General features: G+C 70.0%; 25 protein-coding genes, 1 tRNA gene and 1 pseudogene. 11 read left to right on the forward strand and 16 right to left on the reverse strand.

Annotated features, from left to right (window positions below; genetic code table 11):
• Positions 1-192: 192 nt before the first annotated feature.
• Positions 193-2,142: an MFS transporter gene (locus ACIF8S_RS13900; RefSeq protein ID WP_399999313.1), complete on the reverse strand. Its 1,950-nt coding sequence runs from the start codon at positions 2,140-2,142 to the stop codon at positions 193-195.
• Positions 2,143-2,295: 153 nt separating this feature from the next.
• Positions 2,296-4,848, reverse strand: coding sequence for a D-alanyl-D-alanine carboxypeptidase (locus ACIF8S_RS13905; protein ID WP_399999315.1), 2,553 nt, complete (start codon positions 4,846-4,848; stop codon positions 2,296-2,298).
• A gap of 223 nt (positions 4,849-5,071) precedes the next feature.
• Between ACIF8S_RS13905 and ACIF8S_RS13910 the strand changes: the two genes are divergently transcribed.
• The 3 genes from ACIF8S_RS13910 (at position 5,072) to ACIF8S_RS13920 (ending at position 7,420) form a co-directional block, all read left to right on the forward strand.
• The gene (locus ACIF8S_RS13910; protein ID WP_349798673.1) at positions 5,072-5,824 is read left to right on the forward strand and encodes a GPP34 family phosphoprotein; all 753 of its coding nucleotides are present in this window, start codon (positions 5,072-5,074) and stop codon (positions 5,822-5,824) included.
• Positions 5,825-6,144: 320 nt separating this feature from the next.
• A complete protein-coding gene (locus ACIF8S_RS13915) occupies positions 6,145-7,002 on the forward strand; it encodes a helix-turn-helix transcriptional regulator (protein WP_349798671.1) in 858 nt (285 codons plus the stop codon).
• A 226-nt stretch (positions 7,003-7,228) separates the two neighbouring features.
• Complete coding sequence (locus tag ACIF8S_RS13920; protein ID WP_024884283.1) at positions 7,229-7,420, forward strand: DUF397 domain-containing protein; 192 nt, start codon at positions 7,229-7,231, stop codon at positions 7,418-7,420.
• A 228-nt stretch (positions 7,421-7,648) separates the two neighbouring features.
• Here the strand turns inward: ACIF8S_RS13920 and ACIF8S_RS13925 are convergent, their stop codons facing one another.
• The 3 genes from ACIF8S_RS13925 to ACIF8S_RS13935 all read right to left on the reverse strand — a co-directional run bounded on the left by ACIF8S_RS13925 (position 7,649) and on the right by ACIF8S_RS13935 (position 9,920).
• Positions 7,649-8,530, reverse strand: coding sequence for a MerR family transcriptional regulator (locus ACIF8S_RS13925; RefSeq protein ID WP_399999316.1), 882 nt, complete (start codon positions 8,528-8,530; stop codon positions 7,649-7,651).
• A 62-nt stretch (positions 8,531-8,592) separates the two neighbouring features.
• Positions 8,593-9,102, reverse strand: a complete 510-nt coding sequence (locus ACIF8S_RS13930; protein ID WP_399999317.1) for a glutathione peroxidase — start codon at positions 9,100-9,102, stop codon at positions 8,593-8,595.
• A 110-nt stretch (positions 9,103-9,212) separates the two neighbouring features.
• Positions 9,213-9,920 (reverse strand): nucleotidyl transferase AbiEii/AbiGii toxin family protein, encoded by a 708-nt coding sequence (locus ACIF8S_RS13935; protein WP_399999318.1) that lies wholly within the window; start codon positions 9,918-9,920, stop codon positions 9,213-9,215.
• Positions 9,921-10,047: 127 nt separating this feature from the next.
• Here ACIF8S_RS13935 and ACIF8S_RS13940 point away from each other — a divergent pair, with 127 nt between their 5' ends.
• From ACIF8S_RS13940 to ACIF8S_RS13950, 3 genes are all read left to right on the forward strand, one after another.
• Positions 10,048-10,680, forward strand: a complete 633-nt coding sequence (locus ACIF8S_RS13940; RefSeq protein ID WP_399999319.1) for a DUF4352 domain-containing protein — start codon at positions 10,048-10,050, stop codon at positions 10,678-10,680.
• 140 nt (positions 10,681-10,820) lie between these two features.
• A complete protein-coding gene (locus tag ACIF8S_RS13945; RefSeq protein WP_349798660.1) occupies positions 10,821-11,180 on the forward strand; it encodes a hypothetical protein in 360 nt (119 codons plus the stop codon).
• A gap of 83 nt (positions 11,181-11,263) precedes the next feature.
• Complete coding sequence (locus ACIF8S_RS13950; RefSeq protein WP_399999320.1) at positions 11,264-11,935, forward strand: enoyl-CoA hydratase-related protein; 672 nt, start codon at positions 11,264-11,266, stop codon at positions 11,933-11,935.
• Between the two features lie 9 nt (positions 11,936-11,944).
• Here the strand turns inward: ACIF8S_RS13950 and ACIF8S_RS13955 are convergent, their stop codons facing one another.
• The 3 genes from ACIF8S_RS13955 to ACIF8S_RS13965 form a co-directional block, all read right to left on the reverse strand.
• Positions 11,945-12,388: a hypothetical protein gene (locus ACIF8S_RS13955; RefSeq protein ID WP_399999321.1), complete on the reverse strand. Its 444-nt coding sequence runs from the start codon at positions 12,386-12,388 to the stop codon at positions 11,945-11,947.
• Between the two features lie 164 nt (positions 12,389-12,552).
• The gene (locus ACIF8S_RS13960) at positions 12,553-12,885 is read right to left on the reverse strand and encodes a hypothetical protein (RefSeq protein ID WP_399999323.1); all 333 of its coding nucleotides are present in this window, start codon (positions 12,883-12,885) and stop codon (positions 12,553-12,555) included.
• Positions 12,882-13,382, reverse strand: a complete 501-nt coding sequence (locus tag ACIF8S_RS13965; RefSeq protein ID WP_399999324.1) for a DUF6232 family protein — start codon at positions 13,380-13,382, stop codon at positions 12,882-12,884. The genes ACIF8S_RS13960 and ACIF8S_RS13965 overlap by 4 nt, the downstream gene beginning before the upstream one ends.
• Before the next feature lie 508 nt (positions 13,383-13,890).
• Between ACIF8S_RS13965 and ACIF8S_RS13970 the strand changes: the two genes are divergently transcribed.
• Together ACIF8S_RS13970 and ACIF8S_RS13975 are read left to right on the forward strand one after the other, a co-directional pair.
• Positions 13,891-14,829 (forward strand): MerR family transcriptional regulator, encoded by a 939-nt coding sequence (locus tag ACIF8S_RS13970; protein WP_399999326.1) that lies wholly within the window; start codon positions 13,891-13,893, stop codon positions 14,827-14,829.
• A 53-nt stretch (positions 14,830-14,882) separates the two neighbouring features.
• A complete protein-coding gene (locus tag ACIF8S_RS13975; protein WP_399999327.1) occupies positions 14,883-15,449 on the forward strand; it encodes a GNAT family N-acetyltransferase in 567 nt (188 codons plus the stop codon).
• 229 nt (positions 15,450-15,678) lie between these two features.
• Here ACIF8S_RS13975 and ACIF8S_RS13980 read toward each other — a convergent pair whose 3' ends face one another.
• The 3 genes from ACIF8S_RS13980 to ACIF8S_RS13990 form a co-directional block, all read right to left on the reverse strand.
• On the reverse strand, positions 15,679-15,879 hold the full coding sequence (locus ACIF8S_RS13980) for a dehydrogenase (protein ID WP_399999328.1): 201 nt from the start codon (positions 15,877-15,879) through the stop codon (positions 15,679-15,681).
• A 111-nt stretch (positions 15,880-15,990) separates the two neighbouring features.
• Complete coding sequence (locus ACIF8S_RS13985; protein ID WP_399999330.1) at positions 15,991-16,320, reverse strand: hypothetical protein; 330 nt, start codon at positions 16,318-16,320, stop codon at positions 15,991-15,993.
• 179 nt (positions 16,321-16,499) lie between these two features.
• The gene (locus ACIF8S_RS13990) at positions 16,500-17,081 is read right to left on the reverse strand and encodes a hypothetical protein (protein ID WP_399999331.1); all 582 of its coding nucleotides are present in this window, start codon (positions 17,079-17,081) and stop codon (positions 16,500-16,502) included.
• A 404-nt stretch (positions 17,082-17,485) separates the two neighbouring features.
• Here ACIF8S_RS13990 and ACIF8S_RS13995 point away from each other — a divergent pair, with 404 nt between their 5' ends.
• A complete protein-coding gene (locus tag ACIF8S_RS13995; protein ID WP_399999333.1) occupies positions 17,486-18,163 on the forward strand; it encodes a hypothetical protein in 678 nt (225 codons plus the stop codon).
• A gap of 650 nt (positions 18,164-18,813) precedes the next feature.
• Here the strand turns inward: ACIF8S_RS13995 and ACIF8S_RS14000 are convergent.
• Positions 18,814-18,975 (reverse strand): annotated as a pseudogene (locus ACIF8S_RS14000) (IS630 family transposase); the annotation flags it as partial.
• Between the two features lie 522 nt (positions 18,976-19,497).
• On the opposite strand from ACIF8S_RS14000, the gene ACIF8S_RS14005 reads away from it, so the two are divergent.
• On the forward strand, positions 19,498-19,863 hold the full coding sequence (locus tag ACIF8S_RS14005; protein ID WP_399999335.1) for a DUF952 domain-containing protein: 366 nt from the start codon (positions 19,498-19,500) through the stop codon (positions 19,861-19,863).
• 756 nt (positions 19,864-20,619) lie between these two features.
• Here the strand turns inward: ACIF8S_RS14005 and ACIF8S_RS14010 are convergent.
• Entirely contained in the window at positions 20,620-21,375 is a 756-nt protein-coding gene (locus ACIF8S_RS14010; protein WP_399999337.1) for a GntR family transcriptional regulator, read from the reverse strand.
• Positions 21,376-21,611: 236 nt separating this feature from the next.
• Here ACIF8S_RS14010 and ACIF8S_RS14015 point away from each other — a divergent pair, with 236 nt between their 5' ends.
• Positions 21,612-22,061 carry an ATP-binding protein gene (locus ACIF8S_RS14015; protein WP_399999340.1) on the forward strand — a complete coding sequence of 150 codons (450 nt, stop codon included), beginning with the start codon at positions 21,612-21,614 and terminating at the stop codon, positions 22,059-22,061.
• A 90-nt stretch (positions 22,062-22,151) separates the two neighbouring features.
• Here the strand turns inward: ACIF8S_RS14015 and ACIF8S_RS14020 are convergent.
• The 3 genes from ACIF8S_RS14020 to ACIF8S_RS14030 all read right to left on the reverse strand — a co-directional run bounded on the left by ACIF8S_RS14020 (position 22,152) and on the right by ACIF8S_RS14030 (position 24,669).
• Positions 22,152-22,227 (reverse strand) — tRNA-Arg (locus ACIF8S_RS14020).
• 227 nt (positions 22,228-22,454) lie between these two features.
• Positions 22,455-23,264 (reverse strand): SAM-dependent methyltransferase, encoded by an 810-nt coding sequence (locus tag ACIF8S_RS14025; RefSeq protein ID WP_399999341.1) that lies wholly within the window; start codon positions 23,262-23,264, stop codon positions 22,455-22,457.
• A 112-nt stretch (positions 23,265-23,376) separates the two neighbouring features.
• Entirely contained in the window at positions 23,377-24,669 is a 1,293-nt protein-coding gene (locus tag ACIF8S_RS14030; protein WP_399999342.1) for a M6 family metalloprotease domain-containing protein, read from the reverse strand.
• Positions 24,670-24,741: the final 72 nt, after the last annotated feature.

A 24,741-nucleotide genomic window follows, 5' to 3' on the forward strand; every position in this document is an offset into this window, starting at 1 on the left:
ACTTCGCCTGGGCGGGGTAGGGACGGGGCAGGACGCGAAGTGCCCGCTCATCGTGGGCACTGTGGCGGGAGCACGACAAGAAAGCGGAAAGTCAAGACCGGGTAAAAGCGTTCGCCAAGCTGACCGCCGTTCAGTATGCTGAACACGGCGCGCACAAGAGAAGGCCCCGGGGAACCCTCCCCGGGGCCTGCCTCAGCGCAGCTCGTCAGGGCAGGGCGTCCCCCGCTCGCCCCACTTGTACGGAGCCGCCAGGCGGTACGTCCCCGCCTCCGGCGCCAGCAGCACCGTCCACTGGTCGCCGTTGGTGTCCTCCTCCGTCTCCATCAGGCACCCGTGGACGTTCTCGAACGTCGCCGGCTCGCCCTCCGGACGGTTCTCGGACTCCTCCGTCTCCTGCGGCGGGTCCAGCGCCTTGCCCTCGGCGTCGACGAGGCCCAGCCACGGCGAGTACGGCACCCGGATCAGGATCCGGCCCGGCTTCTCCACCCGCAGCGTCCACTCGCCCTGCTCGGCGCGCTCCACGACCGTGTTCGGCTCGGCCAGCGGGGTCGGGCCCTGCACCTCGAACAGCTGCCAGTTGGCGTCGCCCCAGATCTGCTTCAGATACGGCAGCCCGCCCTGCACCAGGTCCCGCTCCCGCTGGCCGCCGTCACCGTCCGGTTCGTCCTTCGGCAGCACCACGAAGTGCACGCCCCAGCGCTTCAGCCACTCGTGGTAGTTCGCCGAGTTGAGGGTGTCGTCGTAGAAGAGCGGGTTGCGCTCCATGTCGGCCTGCCGGTTCCAGCCCCGCGCCAGGTTCACGTACGGCGCCAGCGCGGACGCCTCGCGGTGCGAGCGGGCCGGGACGACCTCGACGCGGCCGCGCTCGGCGCCCACCTCCTGGAGCTCGTTCACCAGCGGCGCCAGCTCGCGCGCCCAGGACGCGGTGGGCGTGGTGTGCACGACGTCGTCCACCGACTTGAAGCCGACCCAGCAGTTGAAGCCGACCACGGCGACGACCAGCGCGTACCACTTGAGGGTCCGGGGCGCGGCGAACGGCAGCGCCGCCACCAGCACCACACCGCCGAACAGCATCGCCAGCCGCGTCATGTTGGAGCCGATCTGCGAGCTGATCAGCCAGACCAGCACCACCCCGAGCCCGTACACCGCGGCCGTGATGCGGACCGTCTTCCAGTCCTCGGGCACCAGCAGGTACACCAGGACCGAGTACACCAGCGGCAGGATCACCGAGCCGAAGCCCATCGGCTGCGTACCCGAGAACGGGAACAGCCAGGCCGACATCGCGACCACCGCGCTGGGCGCGAGCCCCAGCGCCCACGCGCCCGGCCGGCGCTTCTGCAGGAACAGCGCCACCGCCACCAGCCCCACGAACAGACCCGCGACCGGCGAGGCCATGGTCGCCAGGGCGGCCAGCGGGGCCGCGGACAGGGCCTTCGCCCACCGCTTGTAGCGCCAGCGGTAGGGCCAGCAGAAGACGACCGCGACGGCACCGAGCGCGAACATCGTGCCCAGCCCGTACGTCACCCGGCCCGAGGCGGCGTTGCACAGCAGCGCGAACACGCCCGCCAGCGCGGCCCACAGGGGATTGCGCACGGACCGGCTGCGCATCAGCACCAGCGTCAGCAGACCGGCCGAGACCGTGCCCGCGATCATCATCGTGGTCCGCACGCCGAGCAGCGACATCAGGTACGGCGACACCACGCTGTACGACACGGGGTGCATCCCGCCGTACCAGGCGAGGTTGTACGCGGAGGCGGGGTGCCGGCCGACGAACTCGGCCCACGCGTCCTGCGCGGCGAGGTCGCCGCCGCTGTTCGCGAAGGTGAAGAACCAGACGACGTGCAGCAGGCCGGCGAGCGCGGTGACGGACAGCACCGGGTGGCGCAGCATGCGGGCACGCACGGCGAACACGGCGGCCTTGGCGCGGCCCGGGTCTCCCGCTCCGCCGTCACCGGCGCCGGGCGACCGCGGGGCGTGTCCGGCCTCCGGGGCGTCCTCGGAACGTCCCGCGGACCCGTCAGCGGGCCCCGGGGCCCCGTCCGTGGTCCGCGGAGAGCGTTCCGCTTCGAATGCGGGTATTCGCGGGTCTGCCCCTGGACCCGGGTCTGCGTCGTCGGCGCGTGTCGGCTCCGCTGTCGCCACCTGAAGGCACTCCCCGTATCCCGTTCCTCGCCCGTTTCCTGCCCGTTTCGTGACGCTAGCACGCACCCCGCGGACCGTCGCCCGGGTGAGCGGCGGTCCGCGGGGTGCGGCCGTGCCGGTCCGCCGGCGAACCGGCCGTGTCCCGGCTCCGGATCAGGTGAGACGGGTCAGCTTGTCGGTGAAGCCCGGCTCCACGAGGTCCTCCTGCAGGGCGACCGGCACCTTGACGGCGCCGTTCTTGCCGTCACCCACGGTGAGCGTGCCGACCTTGGTACCGGCCTTCGCCGTCTGCGGCAGTTCGGTCCCGGCGAACGTCAGCTTCACCGAGAGCCCCGCCCAGCCGACGGCCTTGACGTCCTCCGTCACGGCGACCGGCGTCCGCCCGCCCAGACCGTCGTCCGCGTACCCGACGACCTGGCCCTTCTTCAGGATGGTCTCGGCGCGCAGTGCGTCCTGACCGGCCAGCACCAGGTTGCGGCCGGCCTCCAGGGCGCCGGACAGGATGGTGTTGTCCTCGCCGCCCTCGGGCTGGCGCAGCACCGCGCCGACGATCCGGTGCACCTCGCCGTCGACGTCCTTCTTCGCCGCGAAGCTGAGGTTGCCGAGCGCGGAGGTGGTGGTGCCGGTCTTGATGCCGACGACGTCGTCGTGGCCGACGAGCCGGTTCCAGTTGTCGTGCCTGTCGCCCTTGTAGTCGACGTACGACATCATCGCGGCGACCTCCCGGAAGGAGGGGAACTGCATCGCGGCCCGGGCCAGCTTCACCTGGTCCACGGCCGTGCTCACGGTGGTGTTGTTCAGACCCGAGGGGTCGGTGTACGTCGTGTCCGCCATGCCGAGGTCCTCGGCGGCCTCGTTCATCTTCTCGACGAACGCGTCCTCCGACCCTGCGTCCCAGCGGGCCAGCAGCCTTGCCACGTTGTTCGCGGACGCGATCAGGATGGCCTCGATCGCCTCCCGCTGGGAGATCTCGTCGCCCTCGGTGACGTTGACGGTCGACTCCTGGCCGGCGTCGGACTGCTCCTCGGCGAGCGCGTCGATCGGGATCTTCGGGCCCTCGGCGCCGCTCTTGAGCGGGTGGTCGCGCAGGATCACGTACGCGGTCATGACCTTGGCGACACTGGCGATCGGCACGGGCTTCTGCTCACCGGAGGAGCCGAAGGTGCCGATGCCGTCGACGTCCAGCGCGGCCTGACCGCTGTCCGGCCACGGGATGTCCGGCTTGCCGCCCTTGAAGGTGTAGCTGTCCTCGGCGGTCAGCACGAGCGTGGGCGTCGGCAGCGGCCGGACGTTCTGCACGACCGCGAAGGCGATCACCAGCAGGATGACCAGGGGCGTCCAGATCTTCACCCGTCGCACGGCCGTCCGCAGCGGCGTCTGCGGGGGCGGCGGGGTGTTGGTCAGCTCGGCCAGCAGGTCCAGCGGCGGCTTGGGCGGCAGCGGCTGCTGGGTCGTCCGCTCCGGGCCGACCTGGGGCAGGAACGTCGTCGACTCGGCCGGGGCGGGACCGCCCTGACGCGGGGGCTGCCGCACGGCGGGGTCGTCGAGCTGCTTCAGCGCGACGAACTTGCTGGTCCGCTCGGCCTCGGCCTCGGCGCCGCGGGCCTCGGCGGCGCCGGCCTTCTTGCGTGCGGCCGCCGCGTCACCCAGTTTCAGCATGGTGGTGGGCTGGTCGACGGACGGTGCGGAGGGGCGCGGGGCCCGGAAGACGGCGGTGGGCTGGTCGACGGAGTCCTTGGAGGCACCGGCGCCGGTCGTGGCGGGGCCGGCGGAGCCGGGGTGGCCGGCGGAGCCGGGGGTCGGGGCGTCGCCCTTGCCCTTGTCCTCGCCCTTGCCCTTGTCGTCGCCCTTGCCCTCGTCGTCGGCTTCGTCCGCGTCGGCTTCGGTTTCGGCTGAGTCGTCGGTTCCGGTGTCACGAGGAGCCGCCTCGGCGTCCTCGGGGCCGTCGGCGTCCGCTTCGGGGGCCGAGGGCTTCTCGTCGGCCGTGGAGGCCTCGCCGGCGGCACTGTCGGCACTGTCGGCGCCCTTGGTTGCGTCGTCCGCCTCGCTCGCGCCCGTGTCGTCGTCGGACGCGTCGTCCTCGGCGTCTTCGGTGTCCTTCACGGTCGTACCGGCCGCCGGGCCGTCACCGTCCTCGGTGTCGGCCTCGGCGTCGTCGTCCGTCGAAGCCGCCTCGGTGTCCTCGGCGTCGGCAGCGCCGGCCTTCGTGTCGCCCGCCGTCCCGTCGTCCGGCGAGGCATCCTTCGCCTCCGCCGCCGGGGCGTCCTTGCCCGCGTCCTCGGCCGGCTCCGCCGAGCGGACCCAGGCCGCGACCGCCTCCCGCAGGCGTCCGTCGCCGCCCGTCGCCGTGGAGTCGCCTTCGGATGCCTCGGCGCCCTCGGGTGCCTGGGGCGCCTCGGAGGCCGACGACTCGTCGGCGTCCCCAGGCGCGGCGGTGTGCGTGGCGTCCGAGTTCTCCGCGGACTCCTTCGCGTCCGCGGACTCCTCCCGCACGGACAGCACACGGGTCGCCGTGTCCGCGCTGCTGCCCCGCCCCTCACCGGAGGCCCGCTTCTCACTCGCGGAGGACTCCGTCCCCCGTGCCACCGCCAGGCGGGGATCCTGCTTCTCGGGAACCGGGCCGGCGCTCCCCGACGTCTGTTCTGCCGACGACTCGCGCTGCTTCGACCTGTCGGGGGACTCGCCCGCCACCGATGCCTCCTCCATGTGCCGCACGCCCCGCGTGCGCCAACCGAACCGTGAACCGCCCGCCCGTGACATCGCTCCGCAGCGCTGTCCGAACCATGTACCAGTGTCCTGTGTGCGGGCTTACCCCACGCGGTAGACGAGAACGACATACCTACTGGTTCCACTACGAACCGGTCACGTGCTCTCGACAGACCAATGTGAGAGGGGTCACCCTGTCATTCATCCACGCGGGGAGGCATGGATGGGCAGGAGCCGCAGAACTATTCCGGAGGAGCTTCTGCTGCTGGCGCTGGACCCGACCACGGGTACCACCGCACAGCCGCAGTCGCTCGACCTCGGTCTGGCCGGAGCGCAGCTAGTGGAGCTGGCGCTGGCCGGACGGATAGCCCCAGACGGGGATCGTATCGCCGTGGTGGTGCCACGGCCGACTGGAGACCCAACACTGGACTGCGCGTTGGAGTTGCTGCGAAGGCGCGGCGCTCCGGTGCGGGCGGTCCACTGGATCGGCGGGCCGCGTCTCGGGCTGCGCCAGACCTACCTCTCGCATCTGGAGCGGTGCGGCATGGTGCACGCCGTGGCCGGCCAGATGTGCGGGGTGCTGCCGACGACTCGCTACCAGGCGACGGACACCGAGATCAGCCGGGAGATCAGGGCCCGGCTGGACTCCGCGATCCGCACCGGCGTCCCGCCGGACCCGCGGACCGCGGCGCTCGCCGCACTGGCGCACGCGGTCGGTCTCGGCAAGCACCTGTACCCGGGGAACGAGGGCAGGTCCTCGCGCTCCCGGTTGCGGGACCTGATCCGGCACGACCCGATGGGCGGACTCGTCGCGCACGCGGTGATGGACGTCCAGAACGGCGTCGCGGCCCAGCCGCGCCGCAGCTCCGCACCGGCGGCCCGGCAGGCCCCCGGCGGCAGGGGCGCACCGGAACCCGCCCGAGGTGTTCCGGCGCAACCACGCCACGGATCCATGGCACGCGCCGTGGCCCACTGAGCCGTACGTCCCCAGGGCTCGGCAGGCACCACGGATCCACGGCACCGCAGACCCGGTCACGGGAGCCGCTGTCCGAGCGGGGCGGAGAGAACGCACGGGCTCTCTCCGCCCCGCTCGGCGTGCCCGGCGGCCGTACCGCTCCCGGCCACCGGGTTCCGCGCTGTTGTGTACCCGTCGTATATCCACCATTTCCCAGCGGTAGTACGTGCCTTGGTGGCAGTCTGCTCATCGAGCAGACACACAAAGTGTCACGTACGAAGTGCAAGTACGCAGTGCAAGACAGTGCAAGTACGAGGCACGCAGCCGGAGGTGCACGTCCCGTGGCGTCCAATGTCAATCCCACCGTCCGGCGGCGCCGGCTCGGCCAGGAGCTGCGCAGGCTCCGTGAGCTGAAGGGCATGACGGCCGAGGAGGTCGCGGAGCGACTGCTGGTGTCGCAGTCGAAGATCAGCCGGCTGGAGAACGGCCGGCGCAGCATCAGCCAGCGTGACGTCCGCGACCTGTGCGGGGTGTACGAGGTCGAGGACCAGCGGATCGTCGACTCGCTGATGCAGATGGCCAAGGACTCCCGCCAGCAGGGCTGGTGGCACGCGTTCGGCGACATCCCGTACAGCGTGTACATCGGTCTCGAGACGGACGCGGAGTCGCTGCGGGTGTACGAGCCGCAGATCATCACCGGGCTGCTGCAGACCCGCGCCTATGCCGAGGCGATCGTCCAGGGCGGTTCGCCGGAGTCCAGCGAGCAGGAGAACGACAAGCGGGTGGAGGTGCGGCTGCGCCGGCAGAGCCGGATCACCGCCGAACAGGATCCGCTGCGGCTGTGGGTGGTGCTCGACGAGGCCGCGCTGCACCGGGTGGTCGGCAGCCGCCAGGTGATGCGCGAACAGCTCGAGCACGTCATGGAGCTGAGCCAGCTGCCGCACATCACCGTGCAGGTGCTGCCGTTCGAGGTGGGCGCGCACGCGGGCATCAACGGCCAGTACTCCATCCTGGAGTTCGCCGACGCGGCCGACTCCAGCGTGGTCTACATCGAGGGCGTCACCAGCGACCTGTACCTGGAGAAGCCGCACGACGTGCAGAAGTACACGGTGATGTACGAGCACCTGCGGGCCCAGTCGCTGAACGTGGAGCAGTCCCGGCAGCTCGTGGAGCGCCTCGCCAAGGACTACGCACGCTGAACTCCGTTCAGAAAAGGGCCGGATGATACACGGGCGACACGTACGACTGGAAGTCCCGCCCGGTATATGCCATCCGGTCGAGTGAACGACCGCTCCGGACGATGAGGGTGGCGAGTAGCGTCGATCACGCCAACCAGCAGCAGAGGTTGGCGCAATTCCGTTCTGCGGGTCCACGCCGGAATGCGCAGGCGGTGACAGCAACTCAGCATCTGGCTACGGAGCGAACATGGCAATTCGTCTGGGCGCCACGGAAACGTGGACGACGTCCTCCTACACCAACAACAACGGCGCGTGCGTGATGGTCAGGTCGACCACCGAGGAAGCGCTGGAGCTCGGGGACACCAAGGTCCCCGAGGGTCCGAAGCTGGCCTTCCCGGTGGACGCGTGGAGCGCCTTCGTGGCTTCGGTCAGGTCCTGACACCCGGCGCACGGGCGCACGCACCACCGACAGGGCCCTCTCGACGAGTTCGCCGTCCTTGCCGAGAGGGCTCGGCTCGTGCCCGTCCGCCCCGACGGCGGACACCCGGCCCACCCGGCCGGCGCGAGCCCACGCGACACCGCTTGACGGCCGTCCCCCGGCCCGGTCGCCGGGAGGCCCGCCCGACCGCCCTCCGGTCGCCGGGGGCCCGTTCGGCCGGGCGACCGCTCAGTCCGCCGGGCCGGTCACCGGGAACGCGACGTCGCACACCGGGTCCTGCGGCCCCGCGGCGTCCCAGTCCGCGAAGTACACCTCACGGCACGGCCCCGCGTGCGTCAGCCCCCGCTCCCGCATCCACTCCTCCACCGCCTCGAAGGCGGCCAGGATCTGCGGGTGCGCGACCTGCGCCTTGGTGATCCGGGTACGGGCCAGCCGCATCGCCGGCTCCACCCGCACCGTCGTCCCCCGGGCGCGGCCCCGCTCCTCCGCCCAGGCGCGGGCCGCCGCCGCGTCGGCGACCGGCACGCACGCCTCCGCGGGACCGTCGCTCTCCACCGACACCTCGGCGTGGTACACGACGAACGGCGCCCCGGTCACCCCGCCGCACGCCCGTGCGCCCTCCTCCAGCCGCCCCAGCGACGCGCCGATCCACGCCGGCAGCTCGTCCGCCAGTACGTGCCGCGACTCGGTGACGACCACCTGCTCCGGCACGTCCACCAGGTCCACCGTGAACTTCCCGTACATCTCGGAGCTCCTCCCCGACAACCGTCCACGGAGATAGTCGGCGAGCGTCCGCCGGGCCGCGTGCCGGGCCTCGACGTCCGCCCAGTACGCGGCGAGCCGCTCCGCCCCCGCCGCGCCGCCGTCCGCGTCCACGACCTCGGCGATCCGGGCCAGCGGCATGTCCAGCTGCCGCAACAGGGCCACCAGACGGGCCCGTTCGACCTGGGCGGCCCGGTAGAACCGGTAGCCGGTGTCCGCGTCGACCCGGGCCGGCACCAGCAGCCCCAGCCGGTCGTACAACCGCAGGGCCTTGGCCGACAGCCGGGTGCGGGCCGCGAACACCCCGATGGGGAGCAGTTCCTCGTCCACGCCGGCATTCTCCGTCACCGGGCGGTCCGTCCGCCCGGTGACGCAGACCCTCACCCCTGACCCAGGGGCAAGGTCAACGGTCAGCCGAGCGCCTTCTCCACGGCCGCCACGACGTCCGCCGACTCCGGCTCGGTCTGCGGCGAGAAGCGGGCCACGACCGCCCCGTCCCGGCCGATCAGGAACTTCTCGAAGTTCCAGCGGACGTCCCCGCTGTGCCCCTCGGCGTCGGCGAAGCCGACCAGCCGCTCGTACAGGGCGTGCCGCCCTTCACCGTTCACCTCGACCTTCTCGGTCATCGGGAAGGTCACCCCGTACGTCGCCGAGCAGAACTCGGCGATCTCCTCCGCGGAGCCCGGCTCCTGCCCGAGGAACTGGTTGCACGGCACGCCGAGCACGGTGAAGCCCTGCTCCGCGTACCGCTCGTGCAGCCGCTCCAGACCCTCGTACTGCGGGGTCAGCCCGCACTTGGAGGCCACGTTCACGACGAGCACGGCACGGCCCGCGTACTGCGAGAGGTCGGCGGAACCGCCGCTCAGGGCGCCGATCTCGGTGTCGAGCGGCGCGGCGCTGTTGTTCTCGGTAGTCGTCATGGGCCGACCCTAGCCGCGGCGCCCGGCGCTGTCGGAGGGGGCCGACGAGGAACCCCACCCGGCGGCCACGGAGGGGGCCGACGAGAACCGCCGCCCCCCGAGGCCACCCGCTACCCCTCCGGGCCTTCGCCCTGCTCCTCCGGGTCCTCGCCCTCCACCAGCCGCTCCGCGATGTCGTCCGCCCACGCCAACGCCCAGCGCCGCAGATCCTCGATCGCCGGGGCGTCGAGGCCGTGCGCGCGGAACTCACGGTCGTCGAGCCACTCCGTACCGGTCAGCCGGGACTGCAGCTCGGCCAGGTCGAAGGTGTCGGGGGCGTGACGGCGGCCCAGTTCCTCCAGCTCCGGTGGGCTCCACCGGTCCGCGGCCGCGTGCACGTCCACCAGATCCCGCGGCAGCCCCCGGTCCGCCAGCGCCCGCACCCGGGTGCCGACCAGGTCCTCCAGGGACAGCGCCGGACCGGCCGAGGTGACCACCGCCGGCCGCCACAGCACCTCCTTGCGAATGTCGACCCGCCACCGCGCCCCGGCCACGTCGTCCCCGACGAGCAGCCGCGCCGCCAGCGGATCGACGACCGCCACCTCGACCGGCCACCCGCGCTCCTCCAGCCCGGTGCGCACGGCCCCGGCGATCTCCGGCATGTCCGCGGGATGCTCGGTGGCCAGGTCCACGCCCCCGCTGACCCGGGCGTCCACCAGCCGGTGCGCCCGTACGGCCTCCCCGCCGGCCAGCAGCAGGCCGTACGGCGCCCCGGCGGCGAGCAGATCGCCCGCCAGCCGCTCGTGCACGGCGTCCACGCCGAGGGGAGGTGAGGTCATGCCCCGATTATCGCGGTGGTACCGGTCCACCACGATCGGGTGAATCCATCTGGTACGGGGCAACCCGTCGTATTCCTCGCAGGTCACCTCTGCGGACGACCGGAACGACCGAGGGGGACCCCGCACCGTGACCCAGCCGAACGACCCGAACCAGCAGCAGCCGCAGCACCGGCAGCAGCCTTATGTGAACCAGCATCCGGGGTACGGCGTCCCCGGTGCCCCGCCCCCGCCCCGTAAGAAGGGCCGCTTCGTCAGGTTCGCGGGATTCGGGTGCGCGGGCGTGCTCGGCCTGGTCGTCGTGATCGCCGCGGTGTCGGCGAGCGGTGACTCCGACGACGGCGGGGACACGGCCGCCGGCCCCTCCGTGTCCGCGGCGGCCTCCGCCGGGGCCGACGAGGACACCTCGAAGAAGGAGGAGGAGTCCGCCCGGACCGGCCCGGTGCGCATCACCGCGGAGCGCACGGAGTTCAGCAAGACGGTCCTCGCCGACGGCAGCGGCTACACCAGTGTGCTGATCACCGTCGTGAACAACGGCGACGACGAGGTGAGTGTGAACCCCCTGTACTTCACGATCACCGACACCCGGGGCAGCAAGCACACCGCCGAGCTCGGTGTCGACGAGAAGGAGATCGACGCGGTGGAGCTCGCCCCCGGCGAGAACATCTCGGGCACGGTCACCGGCAAGGGCGGTTTCACGCCGAAGTACGTCACCTACACGGACGGCCTGCTCGGCGACCCGGTCCGCGTGGACGTGTCCTGACCACGGGCGGCAGCGAGGGCAACGGAGATCGCTTGTCCCGGACACCGTCGGCCTGTCCGGGCAGGTCGGAGGACCCCTCCGTCCCCGTCCCGGACAGGGCCCGGCGCGCCGCGGACCGCCCCCGCATAGAATCCGGTCCCATGGTGAAGCCCGACGAGCTGATCGTAGACATCGCCGCCCGCGTGGAAGCGGGCCAGAGCAGCCAGATGTCTTTGACCGTGGTCACCGGTGGTGCCGTCATCACCGGCCGGCTGGCTCCCGAAGCGGTATGGCGGAAGAGGGTCTCGGAGGTGCTGAAAGCCTCCGACCGACTCGGTGAGTTCGCCCCCGTCTTCGACGCCCCTGTGAAGAACGACGGCCCTCCCACCCACCTGCACTTCCACGTCGCCCGGATCCTCCAGGGCACGATCGGAATCCCGGAGACGGGTGGCATGTACCGGGTCGCGATCGAGGACGTCAGCGCCTGGACCGTGGGGGACTTCAGCTACTCCGACCACTGAGCGCACGTCCCGTGACTCTTGCGCCGCCCACCTCATGGCCGTAAGTTACTGACGAGTAGGCCACAGGTGAACGGAGCGCCGTCATGCCCTCGCTCGACCGTCAGGAAAACGTGTACGTCCTCGACCTGGGGGACGGCGAGAACCGCTTCCACCCCGACTGGATCGCCGCGGTCGGGGCCGCGCTGGACGAGGTGGAGAAGGCGGAGGGCCCGCGCGCCCTGGTGACGGCGGCCACCGGCAAGTTCTGGTCCAACGGCCTGGACCTGGAGTGGCTGTTCGCCAACGCCGACCACTACCACGACTACGTGGTCTCGGTGCACGAGCTGTTCGCCCGCCTGCTGGCGCTGCCGGTCGTCACCGTGGCGGCGCTGCAGGGGCACACGTTCGCGGCGGGGGCGATGCTCTCCCTGGCCCACGACTTCCGCGTGATGCGCGCGGACCGCGGCTACTGGTGCCTGCCCGAGGCGGACATCGACATCCCGTTCACCCCGGGCATGTCGTCGCTCATCCAGTCCCGGCTGACCCCGCAGACGGCCCACGAGGCGATGACCACGGCCCGCCGCTACGGCGGCGGCGACGCCGCGGCCGCCGCCATCGTCGACCGCGCGGTCCCGGAGGACGCGGTCCGCTCCACGGCACTGGAACTGGCCCAGTCCCTGGCGCCGAAGGCCGGCGCCACCCTGGGCACGATCAAGTCCCGTATGTACGCCCCCACCCTGACGACGCTGCGCGACACCACGAACCCCTTGGGCTGACCGGCCGGTTCAGTCGCCGGAGTGGCCCCAGAAGTAGATCTCCTGGGGCTTCCCGTCGTCGTCGTGCAGCACCGCGCAGCGCCCGACCCAGCGGGACCGTGGGAAGATGTCGAAGTCCTTGACGTGCGCCCGTGTCAGCATGTCCGTCCCCAGCAGCTCCCGCGCCTCCTCACGCGTCACGGGCTCCACGGTCCGGTAGTCCGGGGTGTCGTCGGGCCCCAGGACGCGGGTGATGTCGAGGATCGAGTGCGTACCGGCCTCCTGCACCAACTCGTCGTCCCAGAGGTCGTCCAGCGACTGAGGAAGAGGCTCCGTGCTGTCCTTCGCGAGCCACTCGTCGCCGTTGACCCAGTAGTAGTCCCCGGCTTCGAACACCTGCTGCCGCAACTGCTGCAGCGCGGCCTCCAGGTCCTCCTGATACGGCACGTAGTAGTCCCACTCCGAAGCGCCCACGACCCTCATCCCCTCCACACCAGGTCACGTTGGCCGGAAGCTAACACCGGGCTGTGACATCGGGACCCGCACCGCCACGTCGTACGGGCGACGTGCCGATGCCCCCGAGCCGTGAACGGCTCGGGGGCATCGCGTCGTACCGGTCGGCGGGACCGCGCCTCGCCTCAGCCGGACAGCAGCGCCTTCGCGGCCGTGACGACCGGCAGGCCCACCTCACCGACCAGGGCGGCGATGCCGGTGACGCGCTGCACCAGGGTGCGCCGGCGCTCCGGAGACGACTCCTCGGCGAGCGACTCGGCGGCCGCGTCCACCTCCGCCCGGTCGCCCTGGTCCAAGTGCGGGCGCAGCTTGGCGATTTCCTCCAGAAGTGCCTTCACGGCGGGATTCGCGACCGTTGCCCCGACGGTCTTGCCGCCGGCCACGATGTCCCCGGAGCCGGTGTGCTCGGCCCGGCCGATGTTCCCCGAGCCGTACTGCTGAACGTGGTCGCCGCTCATGATGCCTGGATGCCCCCGCTCCCGCTGTGCTGAGCCGTGCCGATGTTTCCCGAGCCGTACTGCTGGATCACGTTGTTCTGGACCGCGTGCTCCACGTTGATGACCGTCTGGGCGACGTCGGGATTGCCGATGGCCTTGGTCACCTCGTAGATCAGTTGCTGGATCTCCTCCTGCCGTGTGGACCAGATGGCTTCGCGCTGGGTGCCGGAGGTGTTCAGGACGAGGCCGAACACCGGAGGTATCTGGAGGGTGGTGACCAACTTCCAGATCAGATAGGCCTCCACGGCGATGAAGATGATGACGCCCACGGCGTCCGCCGCAGCGACGAGAATGCCGCCGAGGACCAGCCACACGAAGGTCGCCTGGAAGAACTTCTTCCATGCGGCGCCTTTGTTGATGTCCATTCTCCTCTGACCGACGTGAGAGATGTTGCGCAGCGGATAGGCCTCGCCTCCCACCCACAGCACACCCTCATTGATTTGCACTTGGGCCGCCACAGGACCCTCCCGTCAGCTTTTGGACACTGAGGTGTGAAGAGTAGCGAAGGTTATGTGGACATGTGATGTGAATCCCTTTATCTCTTCGCCCTGATCTGGCGGGTTCCGGTGCGGTGCGCGCTGCGTTGAATTAGTCATACAGTCTTCTTAAATAAGCACCGAGCCTTTTCGTGACCAAAACAGAAAACAAATGCTCAGATGCGAAATGGCGACGCGACCGGGGGCGCCCGCCGGACCGGTGGCACGGGAACCCCAACTGGCCCCGACGGCCGCCCTGTTCCGGCGGGACAGCCGGGCTGTAGGGTCCGCCCCGAGAGGGCGAACATGGCTGACCAAGGCTGGTACGACGACAGCGAGTACCACGAAGCGACCCGGCGGGCGGAGCGGGCGACACGGTTCGGGTGGTCGGCGATCGCGGTGGTGGCGAGCCATTACCGGTGAGCCCCGCGCCTCATCGACAGATGCGGGGACTTGAGTCTCCCGCAGGGGGAGACGTCACGGTGGGGGCATGGACGGCGAAACGCTCTACTCGATCGGCGAACTGGCCCGGCGGACCGGCATGTCCGTCAAGACCATCCGGTTCTACTCCGATCGCGGAATCGTGGCGCCGACGGACCGCAGCCCGGCCGGCTACCGCCTCTACGACACGCACGCCGTCGCGCGCCTGGACCTGGTGCGGACCCTGCGGCACCTGGGAATGGACCTGACCACGATCCGCGCGATCACGGACAAGGAACTCGCGCTCCCGGAGGTCGCCGCCGCGCACGCGGAGGCTCTGGCCGTACAGATCCGCGTCCTGCACCTGCGGCACGCGGTGCTGACGGCGGTGGCCGAGCGCGGACTCACAGCTGAAGAGGCGGATCTGATGCACAAGCTGGCACAGCTCTCCGAGGACGAACGCCGACGCCTGACCGCGGACTTCCTGGACGCCGCGTTCGGCAGCCCGGCCACCGACTCGCCGCTGGTGGGTGTCAGGCGCTCGATGACCCCCGAACTGCCCGACAGCCCGGACGCGGAGCAACTCCAGGCATGGGTGGAGTGGGCCGAACTGACCGCGACACCGGACTTCCGCGCCGCCATGCGACGGTTGGCCGAGGACCTCGCGTCCGAACACGTGCAAGGCGGCTCCACGGTTCCGCACCGTGACCTAGGGGCCGTCGTCCGCGACCTGGTCACCCCGGCCCTGACGGCAGGCATCACCCCGGCCGCACGCCAGGCCGACGCGATCGTTACGGAGCTCACGGCCCACTACGCGCACGTTCAGGGCCGCCCCGACGACGCCGCGCTGCGCCGCGCGCTGCTGACCCGGCTGGAGCGTGCCGGCGACCCCCGCCGGGACCGGTACGCCGAACTCCTGGCGGTCATCAACGGCTGGCCGCCCCCGGAAAGCCTGGCACCCGCGGTCACCTGGTCCAGCGAGGCACTGCGCGCCCGGCTGGAACGGTAGCGGGCCGGCAGCCGCCGCCGTGGATGCGAACAACTGCCGCTTACGATCGACCGGTGGGTGACATCGTCGTGCTGCACGCGGAGGGCACACACTCCGCTCCCGTCCTCGTCCTCCGTCCCTGGCGCATGGAAGACGCGGCTGCCCTCGTCGCCGTGTTCCGGGACCCGGTACTGCGCCGGTGGACCAGCTCGGCCCTGGACACCGAGGGCGACGCACGGCGGTGGGTGCGGAGCCAGGAGCGAGGCTGGGCGGCAGGGGACCGGTACGGGTTCGCGGTACTTGAGGTGCAACCGGACTCGAACTCCGACCGGTTGGTGGGCCAGGTGGTCCTCAAGGACGTGGCCCCCGGCCATCCGTCGGCCGAGGTCGGCTACTGGACCGCGGCGCATGCCCGCGGGCGAGGCGTGGCACCGCGCGCCCTGGGGGCTCTCACCGGCTGGGCCTTCGACGCCGTGGGCGCCGACGCGCTGGAGCGTCTGGAACTCCTGCACCAGGTGGACAACCCGGCGTCGTGCAGCGTGGCCCACAAAGCCCGGTACGACTTCGCCGCAGTCCTCCCCGCAGCCCCGCCCGCCTTCCCGCGTGACGGCCATCTGCACATACGGCACAGGAGCCCGTGACCCCACGTGGACACCGCATGCTCCCGGCTGTCGGTCCCTGTCCGCCGCACCGGACGAATGACGCCCCGAACTGGCCGTCAGACTGATCTGCCCGACGAAGGCATCGATATCGTCCAGGGCGCCGAGATCTCGACGGGGATCCGGGGCCGCGACGACGACCACCGACGCACACTTCAGGCTGCTGTGCGGCGCCGTCGTCGTCCGGGGTCGTTGCTGTCGGCGTTCAATGTCACTGGAACAGCTCGGGCACCGTGCAAGCCTCCAGCGGAGACTCCGGCCGGTCGGCCCAGAGCCACCAGACATGCCGACCGGTACACCTCAACAGTGTCCGGCAGGTCCGCTGCCCGTCGTCTTCCCGCTTGACGAGGACGAAGCCGCCGGACTTCAGGGGCCGGCTGCACTCGGGACAGGCCGTGGCTTCGTTGGTCATGCGACGCACCTTAACGAGCGACCTCTTCGTCCCGAGTCACCTGCACTGATGGTCCGCAGATGCCTGCGCCCGTCCGCCATCGTCCGTGGGCGTCGTCATGCGGTCAGACACTTATGGCTGCTGCGCAGCTTGTTTCGCTGCAATGTTCCGAGCGTGAGCTTCGCGTCGCAGCCGGCGTTCGTAGTCCGCGATCTGGCGAGCTATGGGCACGCTGGTGGCAGTTCGGATCAACCGCTCGTTTTCACGATCCACCAGGAAAGGACCGTTGCCTCCCAACCGAGGGCGCTGTCCGTTCCGATCGTCCCAGACTGCCCCCCAGTAGAAGATCCAGCCGAAGGGCAAGGAACCCACGCGCAGGATCCGAAGGTCGTACGTGTCATGGCTCCGCACGGCGTCGATCTCGGCCAGCACCAGCCGGCGCGCGTCCTCTTCGGTCAGCATCATCCGATGGTGCCATGGTGCCCTCACGTGCTGGCCCGTGTACACCCGCTTCAGGCGAGTGGCCGGGGCGGCATGACGGTGACCTGGAGCTCCGACAACTGGGCAGATGCCCAGCAGCTCAACTGTCAGGCGCCCTCGTTGACCGTGACGACGACCTCTGCACCGAGCCAGGGCGTCTTTCAGTCCAGGAAGTACGACCAGAAGGGGATCGTGGCGTACTGATGATCCTCGAGTGTCGGCACAGCGCGACCGAACTCGTGGTGGAAGTAGTCCACCAGATCGGTGCCGTAGTAAATGATGTCCGTCTGGTGCATCGACAGCACAGGCGCTCCGGTGCGGTCCGGACCGGCCGGCACATACCGGTGAGAATAGATCGGCACCATGACCGGGACTTCGGCCAAATACGTGCGAGCCACTTCCAAGGCATCCTGAGTGGCCACCGGCCGCGGCTCCCAGTCCGGATGCCAGAAGCCGTTGCGCTCCACGTCGAACAGCACTCCGTCCACCGGCCGAGCCAACCGCGCCGCCAGGTCCTCCGGGTCGCCGTCCCGCCAATCGGGCCAACGGCGGCTCCCCGTCGGCAGTCCTGCGCCCAGCAGCACGCGGTGCTCCGGCGCGAAACGGAACCTCCAGCGCTCCTCGACATGATCAAGTTCCCGTTCGCTCATGCCTCGCTTTACCTCGACGCTCGCAGGGAGCATGGCAAGTAGCGCCAGGGCGTTCTCGGAAGTCATCGGGTTCTCGGAACTGATCGGAGTCATGCGCGGAACGGTAGGACATCATCAAAAATGGGTGCAGGGGCATTCCGCCGAGACCGCGGCGTAGGAACCGGCTTGACGGTTCCGTCGACCCGCTGTCGATCAGTGTCATGAACTGAGGGCGTCTCTGGGCGGGTGACCGCTGTCCCCTATGGCTCTCCGCAGCACCCGACACGGGAGCCAGCGGCCAGCCGACTCCTCGTCGGGAAGGCGTAGGCCGAGTAGATGCAATACCTGGACGTACAGTTCACGGAGAGGGGCATGTCGATGCAACGTGGCCGAGGGTTGTAGCTGGTCGCGGCCAACTGCCGTGGGGGCTGCACTTCGCGGCTGAAGCGGCATTCTCGTGGCCGGTGCCGAGCATATGGAGTGGTGGTCGCGTACCCCCTCACGACATGATCTGCGCCGTGACAGAAGCAGCAGGCTTGGGCACGGACGAGGGCCATGAGCGGGTCGAGCATTTGGCATGGGCTTTCGACTTGGTGTCGCCGGACCCCGCTGAGCGCGCTGCTGCCCTTGACCGTCACGCCAGAGCCCGCAGGGAGATCGAGGCCGCGTACGAGCGGTTGCACGAAGGCCGGTTCCCAAGGCTGTGGTTCAGAGCCAGGATGCGGGCCTACAGCAATGCCTGCGGCCGCTGCTTTCCGGGAGCGTTGTGGAGCGGGCGCGGGTATGCCCACGGGAAGGTCAGCACGTGGCCGCAGTTGCCCCTCGCGCTGCTCTTTCTGGAATGGGAGGCACGCTACCCACAGGAGTGGACGGAGCAGGCCAAGGCCTGGGGCACGAAACAAGCTCTGATCCGTGACCTGGCCGCCACCGACCACGATCAAGGTCTGAGAGCGAAACTTGTGGATCTGGTCGACCTGGCAGTCCAGCGGACCTACCGATGCAAGGACCGTGAGTATGTGCGTGTGGCCCGAGCAGTGGACGGAGACGAGCTGCGTGACAGGCTCCACAGGGCGCGGTGCTCGGGAAACCCTGCGGCACGGCTTCACGCAGGCTACGTGCTGTGGCTCCTCGACCGGCCTGAGATACCGAATACTCGGCATGTCTGGCGCACGTGGCGTTCCGGCACTCTCACCTGATGGCTTACGGCGCACGCCTTCCACGTCCCGGGCCAGGTACAGGTGGATGACGCGGAGCCCGGCAACCGTGTGAGGCTCCCACCTCCTTCCGCGGGGTGTCCGGCTGCTAGTGCTCTGACCGGAAGGTTCACCGCGGTCAGTACCCTGAGCCCGGCTGCGGTGGACGAGGAGGTCGGGCATGACTCGGAGACTGTCGGTGGACGAGGCCGTGGGACTGCTTGAGGGCGAACTGGGGTCAGGGCAGCGCGCGCTTGACGACCTGGTCACCGAAGACCTTTGGCTTGCCTTCCTTTGATTCGGCCGGCGGCTGTTCGATGTCTCGGACACACCCGACGCTGACGGTCTTCTATCTCAGTACGGGACCCACGCGTTCGACGGCCCTTCGGCATTCACGCTGGACGTCACTCGACAGTTCGAGATCTCCGACACCAACGGTGATCACGACCATTACGTGCAGGTCCACTGTGAGCTCAGATACGGACTCGCACCAGACCTGGAGGACCTCGGAAGCTTCGACTCGTGGTTCTTCCACGATGCCGGAGACGATCTCGAAGAGTGGGCTCAAGGACTGACCGAGCGGGCAACCTGGGCAACGATCCACAGACTCAAGCCGACCGAGATCAGGGTGTATCAGGAGCAGGTGTAGTCGTTCAGGCCGCCATCGTGGTGGGACGCCCTCCCCAGCGGACACCCTCCTCACTGCGGATGCGGGCTCGCTCACGTCGTTGGGCTGCGAGGACGTCGGGGTGGCGGGCGTTCTGGTTGCGCCAGCGCAGGTAGGCGTGGAGGGCCCGGGTCTGGACCGTATGGTTGCCCCATCCCGCCTCCCCACTGGTCCGGGAAAGCATTTCCAACCAGCACACGAGCAACCCGGCGAACCTTCCCGGTCACAGCACTGGCGTCCGGCACCATGTGGGCTCAAGAGATCGTGGCCGACCGACCGGCCTGGCGGTACATTCCCTCCGGAGTGGTCTTCCGGGCCATTCCCGGTGGGACGTTCCAGATGGGCCTGTCCGACGCGGAACTGGAGGCGGTGTGAGCCATCGAACGGGCCGACGCCGCCGATGACTCGAAGTTGCGACACCCGCTTCAAGGAGTTCAGTCCGAGTCCGCTCCGACCGGCTGCTAGGCCCGCGAGAGGGAGCGCGGCCACCGCGCCGAAGGACACGGCGAGTTCCAGCGGCAGGCGGGGGGGCCTGCCGCGCGGACGAGCCTCACGCATATACGCAACGCTCGTAGCGTGAATGGCTCGTTCGGGGACGTCCGGCGTCGTCGAAGTCATCCGTGGACGTCAGAGCGGCACAGCCGCATGACCTCGCTGGCACGATGGTCCCGTGGCTGACCAGGAATGCATCAAGGCAGAGACCGTGTGTACGTCGGAGCACATCGTGCACATCACCGAGCGCTCTCTATGGGAGGCGGCCCGTGAGTCCGGCACCTACGAGATGTCCACCCGCGGCCGGACGCTCCAACAGGAGGGGTTCGTCCACTTCTCCACCCGCGACCAGCTCCCGCGTATCGCGGCCTTCCTCTACGGCGACTACGAGGGCCCCGACGAGTTGGTGGTGCTGGTCGTGGACCCGGACAAGCTCGACGTCCCGCTGAGATACGAGGCCATGTCACCGAACGGCGAGGAGTTCCCGCACGTGTACGGGGCAGTACCAGTCGAGGCCGTGGTGGGCGTGGAGCCCTGGGGATGAGCGAACAGCCGACTTCGAAGGACCCGTGACCGCACTCCGTCTTCGTGGCCGAACAGCCCCGGCCCCGGTGCTGACCTGGGTCACGACCAAGGATTCAGGGTTTCGGGGCTCGGCGGCTTTCACCGTGGTTCCCCGCTCTTCCCCCTCGATCTGGTGCGCTTGTGGTCCATGGGTGCCACGCTGCATGCCGGGTATCCGTCCCTGCATGCTGGCCATCGTGTACCGGTCCCACGACGTGGCGACGACCGTGTGGGCGTTCGTGTTGTCGGTCCTAGTCGTGTTGGTCGTGGGCTGGTACGTCCGGCGTCGCAGGTAGGTATGACCATGACCACCGCATGAGAAGCGCATGCCGGAAAGCTCGCCCCAGAACTGTTATGCCGGAGCGTCCGCGGGCGGCGGGGTGGACTCCAGTCTCTCGACGTCACCCCTGAGTTCGCGCCCGCTCCCGTACCGCTGGGCGGCATCGTGGGCCTGTACGAACGACCTGGACGCCATGAGCCCCGTCTGCTCGGCTCTGCCTGGCGCAACGGTGGACGGGATGGGAGCCCACAACCCCTCGCCACCCATGGGCCCGCAGTCCGGAACGGCGCCCCCGCCATCCCGGTGCCGGCCGATCCCGTCGGAGGCACCCTCTTATGGCCGCCGATATCGTCCCGCGCTTGCCCGCATGCGCGACCGCGCCCTGCGCGGGCCTTGAATCAGCAGGGATAGTTCGGAACAGGCTTGGCTGAGGGGTGCTGCGGCGTCGGCGGTGGTCTATGCGTCGAAGTCGTATTCCAGGACGTAGGAGGCGGCGTCGAGGGTCATCTCGTTGACCTCGACGGGGCGGCCTTCGTCGGTGAACGCGGTGCGGCAGATGAGGATGACCGGAGTGCCCGGCGCCAGGCTCAGCTGCGTCTGCTCGTCCGGTGACGGCATGCGTGAGCGGATCTCTTCGCGGAAGTGCACCGGCTCGTAGCCGAGTTCGGCCAGTCGGGCGTAGGTGCCGCCCGGGCCGGTGTCCTCTTGGGTGACGGCGGATCCGGCTACCAGGGACAGGGGCAGGTAGCTCGTCGCGAGCAGGACCGGCTTGTTGTCCAGGACGAAGCGCCGGCGCCTCACACACGTCACGTCGTCAGCAGCCAGGTCCAGCACCGCACTGACGTGTGCGGGAGCCGTTTCTTCCGACACGGAGACCTGGTCGACCTCCAGCGCCCTGGACTCGAGATCCGCCGACCAGATCGAGCGGCCGTTGCCCCACTGCGCGCGGGCCAGTCGCTGAATGCCTCGGCGGCGAAGCGGGCGGAAGGCGCGGACGAACACGCCGGCCCCCTTGCGGGCCTCGGCGATGCCCTCGTCCCGCAGGACGCCGAGTGCCTGCCTGGCCGTCATGCGGGCCACGCCGTGCGCGGTCATGAGGTCGTTCTCTCCGGGGAGTCGATCACCGGGACCGTACTCGCCCGTCCGGATCGCCTCGCGCAAAGAGTCCGCGATCCTCTGGTACTTGGGCCGACGGTCGTCGGTAGAAGCCATTCCGGAACCCTCCTCGCTTCTCTAGACACCTTAGGCCATAGGTCAGGTGCGGGCTTGCTGCGTGTAGCCGTCCCGTCCCTCGTTCCGGCGGTCCACGGTCGCGACGCTTGGCATCTCTAGAGAGGTCTCGCGATGGTCGGGATGTCTAGAGAGGTCGTTCCGGCCTCTGTCTGGGCGAGGGGTGTCCTCATGCGGTCCGCGGTGGCTTCCCTTCCAGTAGCGAGGAGAGAGTGCTGATGGCCTTTGTGATCGACCGTGATCCCTGTGACGGGTCGCCGAGACTCGGGTCGATGGTCCTGGATCCGACGCCGGAGTCCGTCTCTCGGGCACGGTGCTGGTTCCGGAAGCTCATCGCCCCGTACGAACCTGCCTGTTCGCCGGATGACTGCGTTCTGCTGATCTCGGAGCTGGTGACCAACGCGATCCTTTACGGACAGTCCGACGAGGAGTGGGTCGTCCGGGTCGAGTGGGCGCGGAAGGGATCGTTACTGAGTGTGGAGGTGCACAACCCGGGATTCCCCGCGAGCGTGCGCCTCAGGCGACCGGACGCCGACGACGCTCACGGACGTGGGCTGCTCCTGGTCGACTCCATCGCCGCGGCCTGGTGCTCCGGACCGAGCCGCTTCGGCGGAACGGTCGTCTCCTTCGAATTGGCCGACGCCTGGCCCTCATGTCGTCCCGAGTGACAAGGGGAAGCCGCAATCGGCATCCCGATCGTTGATGTCAACGGGAGATGTCAAAGGCCCCGGACCGTGATCGGTCCGGGGCCTTTTGCCTGGTGCCCCCGGCAGGATTCGAACCTGCGACACCCGCTTTAGGAGAGCGGTGCTCTATCCCCTGAGCTACGAAGGCGTTGAGCGTCCTGGTCGGCGGCTGCGGGCCGCTCGCGTGGCCGCAGCACCCGCCGGGGCGCTCGATCCACAGGGTACCGGATCGCAGCTGGGGCGGTCGCTGGACGGGGAGGGAGGCGGCCAGGGGGGAGGGGACCCGGGTGGGGCGGGCAGTCAGGGGAAGGGAAGGTCCGGCAGAGGGCACCCCCTCAGCTCACCCCCGGCCCCAGCCCCCGCCCCGCCCCAGCCTCACCCCTTCCGCCCCACCCCTCCGAACATCGCCACCTCCGCCGGGAGGTCCGCGGTGGGGTCCTCCGGGCGCCAGTGGTTGCAGGAGACCACCCCCGGCTCCAGCAGCTCCAGGCCGTCGAAGAAGCGGGTCACCGCTTCCGGTGTCCGCTGCGTCAGCTTCGGGGTGCCGTTCTCGTTCCAGAAGGCGACCGCCGCGTCGACGTCCGGCATGTCCGGGCGGGTGATCGTGTGGGAGAGGACCAGGTGGCTGCCCGGCGGCAGGGCGTCCATCAGGCGCCGCACGGTGCCGTACGCCTCCGCGTCCTCCTCGACGAAGATGACCACGCCGAGCAGGATGAGGGCCACGGGCCGGCTGAAGTCGATGGTCTTCGCGGCCTGTTCGAGGATGGCGTCGATGTTGCGCAGGTCCTCGTCGAGGTACGACGTGCTGCCCTCCGGCGTGCTGGTGAGCAGCGCCTCGGCGTGGGCCAGCACGATGGGGTCGTTGTCGACGTAGACGACGGTGGAGTCCGGGGCGATCCGCTGCGCCACCTCATGGGTGTTGTCGGCGGTGGGCAGGCCGGTGCCGATGTCGAGGAACTGGCGGATCCCGCACTCACCGGCGAGGTACCGCACGGCGCGGCCGAGGAACTGCCGGTCGGCGAGGGCGTAGTCGCCGATGCCGGGGTGCAGCTCGCGGATCTGGTCGCCGGTCGCCTGGTCGACCGGGTAGTTGTCCTTGCCGCCCAGCCAGTAGTTCCAGATGCGGGCGGTGTGCGGCTGGTCGGTCCGGATGCGCTTGCGTGCCTCGAGCGATGCCGCGGACATCTCCGTCACAAGGTCCTCCAAAGCTGGGCGAGCAGCGGTCAAGGAGCAACCTAGCGTGAGGAGTTGGGGTGCGGGGCCACCCCGGCCGGCCCCCGAGCCGGCCTGGCGGGCCTCACCGCGCCGACGTACGCGTCACCCGCACCCGGTACTCGTCCTCGCCCCCCGTCAGCACCGCCACCCGTACCCCCTCCTCGCGGTCCACGAAGTTCTGGCCCGGTGTGAAGGTCGCGTCGGAGAGTTCCGCGTGCACGTTGGGCGCCCGGGTGCAGCCGCCGCTGTCCCGGGTGGCGTCGTGGACGGTGATCGGCCCCATGCCGGTGTCCACGTCGGCGTCGACGCGGTAGATGAGGATGCCGGGGCGGCACACCGCCTCGTCGTTCCCGGCGCGGGTGCGCAGTTCCACCGCGTAGCCGGAGTGGGTGTCGAGGGGGATGAAGACGAGCTTGGGTCCGCCCGCGCGCGCCAGCGGTGTCAGGACGTACTCCCGTGAGCCGTGCCGGGCCACGCAGCTCACCTGGGTCGTGTCCAGCCAGCCCAGCTTCCACTTGTGCCAGGCGAGGAAGTCGTTGTTGGCGCCCCAGTCCTCGCTCATGATGTCCCAGTGGCCGACCGCGCCGCCGCCCTCGGCGGTGTAGAGGTCGGGCAGGCCGAAGACGTGGCCGTTCTCGTGGGGCAGCACGCGGTAGCCGGTGCGGTCGTAGGAGCCGGAGCCGTCGTCCTGGCGGGAGTAGACGAAGGACGCGTTGGAGACGGGGGTGCCGTCGGCGGTCGGGGCCTCGTCGTTGCCGGCGAAGGTGACGGACAGGACGGTGTCCAGGGCGGCGGGCCCCGCGTTGGGGGTGACCAGCACGTTGACCAGGTCGTACGACTGGAAGTCCACCTCGCCGTCGGCCTCGGACACGATGTCGCGGATCAGTTCCCGGTAGCCGGGGTCGAAGGGGGCGCCGCGCTCTATGCCGTACTGGCGGAAGGACTTGGGCATGCGGAGCCAGTCGGGGACGGGGAGCTCGGGGCGGTAGTCGAGGCGGCCGTAGGAGCTGGTGGCGAACCACTCGCGGGTCTGCGGGAAGAACTCCCGGTAGCGGTCCAGGGCGTCACCCTCGCCGGGTGCGTCGGAGAAGTCGATCATCAGGGTGAGGGCGCGGACGGTGCCGGTGGAGCGGGTGTAACCGGGGGCGGTGGGCACGCCCTCGGACATCTGGACCTCGCGCTCGCTGCCGATCATGCAGGGGCCGTGCGCGGAGCTGTGGGACAGGGCGCTCGGGCCGGCGCCGGGGGCGGTGGTCGCGGGGGAGAGGTGGCCGTTGCCGGCCGAGTTGCAGACGGCGAGGGTGAGGGCGCCGACGGACGCCAGGGCTGCCAGGCGGCGCGGGGATATCCGGCGTCGGCTCGGCTGCGGCTGCATGGGGGGACCTCCGCTCCGCACGGCAGCCGCCGTCTCCGACTGCACCCTCTTGATCACCCTGCGTCACGGGGT

The organism is Streptomyces sp. NPDC085937, assembly GCF_044540535.1.
Classification (GTDB): domain Bacteria; phylum Actinomycetota; class Actinomycetes; order Streptomycetales; family Streptomycetaceae; genus Streptomyces.

Coding starts and splice junctions, on each gene's coding strand:
- ACIF8S_RS13905 (WP_399999315.1), bottom strand. CDS start 4,848: ATGGAGGAGGCATCGGTGGCGGGCGAGTCCCCCGACAGGTCGAAGCAG.
- ACIF8S_RS13910 (WP_349798673.1), top strand. CDS start 5,072: ATGGGCAGGAGCCGCAGAACTATTCCGGAGGAGCTTCTGCTGCTGGCG.
- ACIF8S_RS13920 (WP_024884283.1), top strand. CDS start 7,229: ATGGCAATTCGTCTGGGCGCCACGGAAACGTGGACGACGTCCTCCTAC.
- ACIF8S_RS13930 (WP_399999317.1), bottom strand. CDS start 9,102: ATGACGACTACCGAGAACAACAGCGCCGCGCCGCTCGACACCGAGATC.
- ACIF8S_RS13935 (WP_399999318.1), bottom strand. CDS start 9,920: ATGACCTCACCTCCCCTCGGCGTGGACGCCGTGCACGAGCGGCTGGCG.
- ACIF8S_RS13945 (WP_349798660.1), top strand. CDS start 10,821: ATGGTGAAGCCCGACGAGCTGATCGTAGACATCGCCGCCCGCGTGGAA.
- ACIF8S_RS13950 (WP_399999320.1), top strand. CDS start 11,264: ATGCCCTCGCTCGACCGTCAGGAAAACGTGTACGTCCTCGACCTGGGG.
- ACIF8S_RS13960 (WP_399999323.1), bottom strand. CDS start 12,885: ATGAGCGGCGACCACGTTCAGCAGTACGGCTCGGGGAACATCGGCCGG.
- ACIF8S_RS13970 (WP_399999326.1), top strand. CDS start 13,891: ATGGACGGCGAAACGCTCTACTCGATCGGCGAACTGGCCCGGCGGACC.
- ACIF8S_RS13980 (WP_399999328.1), bottom strand. CDS start 15,879: ATGACCAACGAAGCCACGGCCTGTCCCGAGTGCAGCCGGCCCCTGAAG.
- ACIF8S_RS13985 (WP_399999330.1), bottom strand. CDS start 16,320: ATGCTGACCGAAGAGGACGCGCGCCGGCTGGTGCTGGCCGAGATCGAC.
- ACIF8S_RS13990 (WP_399999331.1), bottom strand. CDS start 17,081: ATGACTCCGATCAGTTCCGAGAACCCGATGACTTCCGAGAACGCCCTG.
- ACIF8S_RS14010 (WP_399999337.1), bottom strand. CDS start 21,375: ATGGCTTCTACCGACGACCGTCGGCCCAAGTACCAGAGGATCGCGGAC.
- ACIF8S_RS14015 (WP_399999340.1), top strand. CDS start 21,612: ATGGCCTTTGTGATCGACCGTGATCCCTGTGACGGGTCGCCGAGACTC.
- ACIF8S_RS14025 (WP_399999341.1), bottom strand. CDS start 23,264: ATGTCCGCGGCATCGCTCGAGGCACGCAAGCGCATCCGGACCGACCAG.
- ACIF8S_RS14030 (WP_399999342.1), bottom strand. CDS start 24,669: ATGCAGCCGCAGCCGAGCCGACGCCGGATATCCCCGCGCCGCCTGGCA.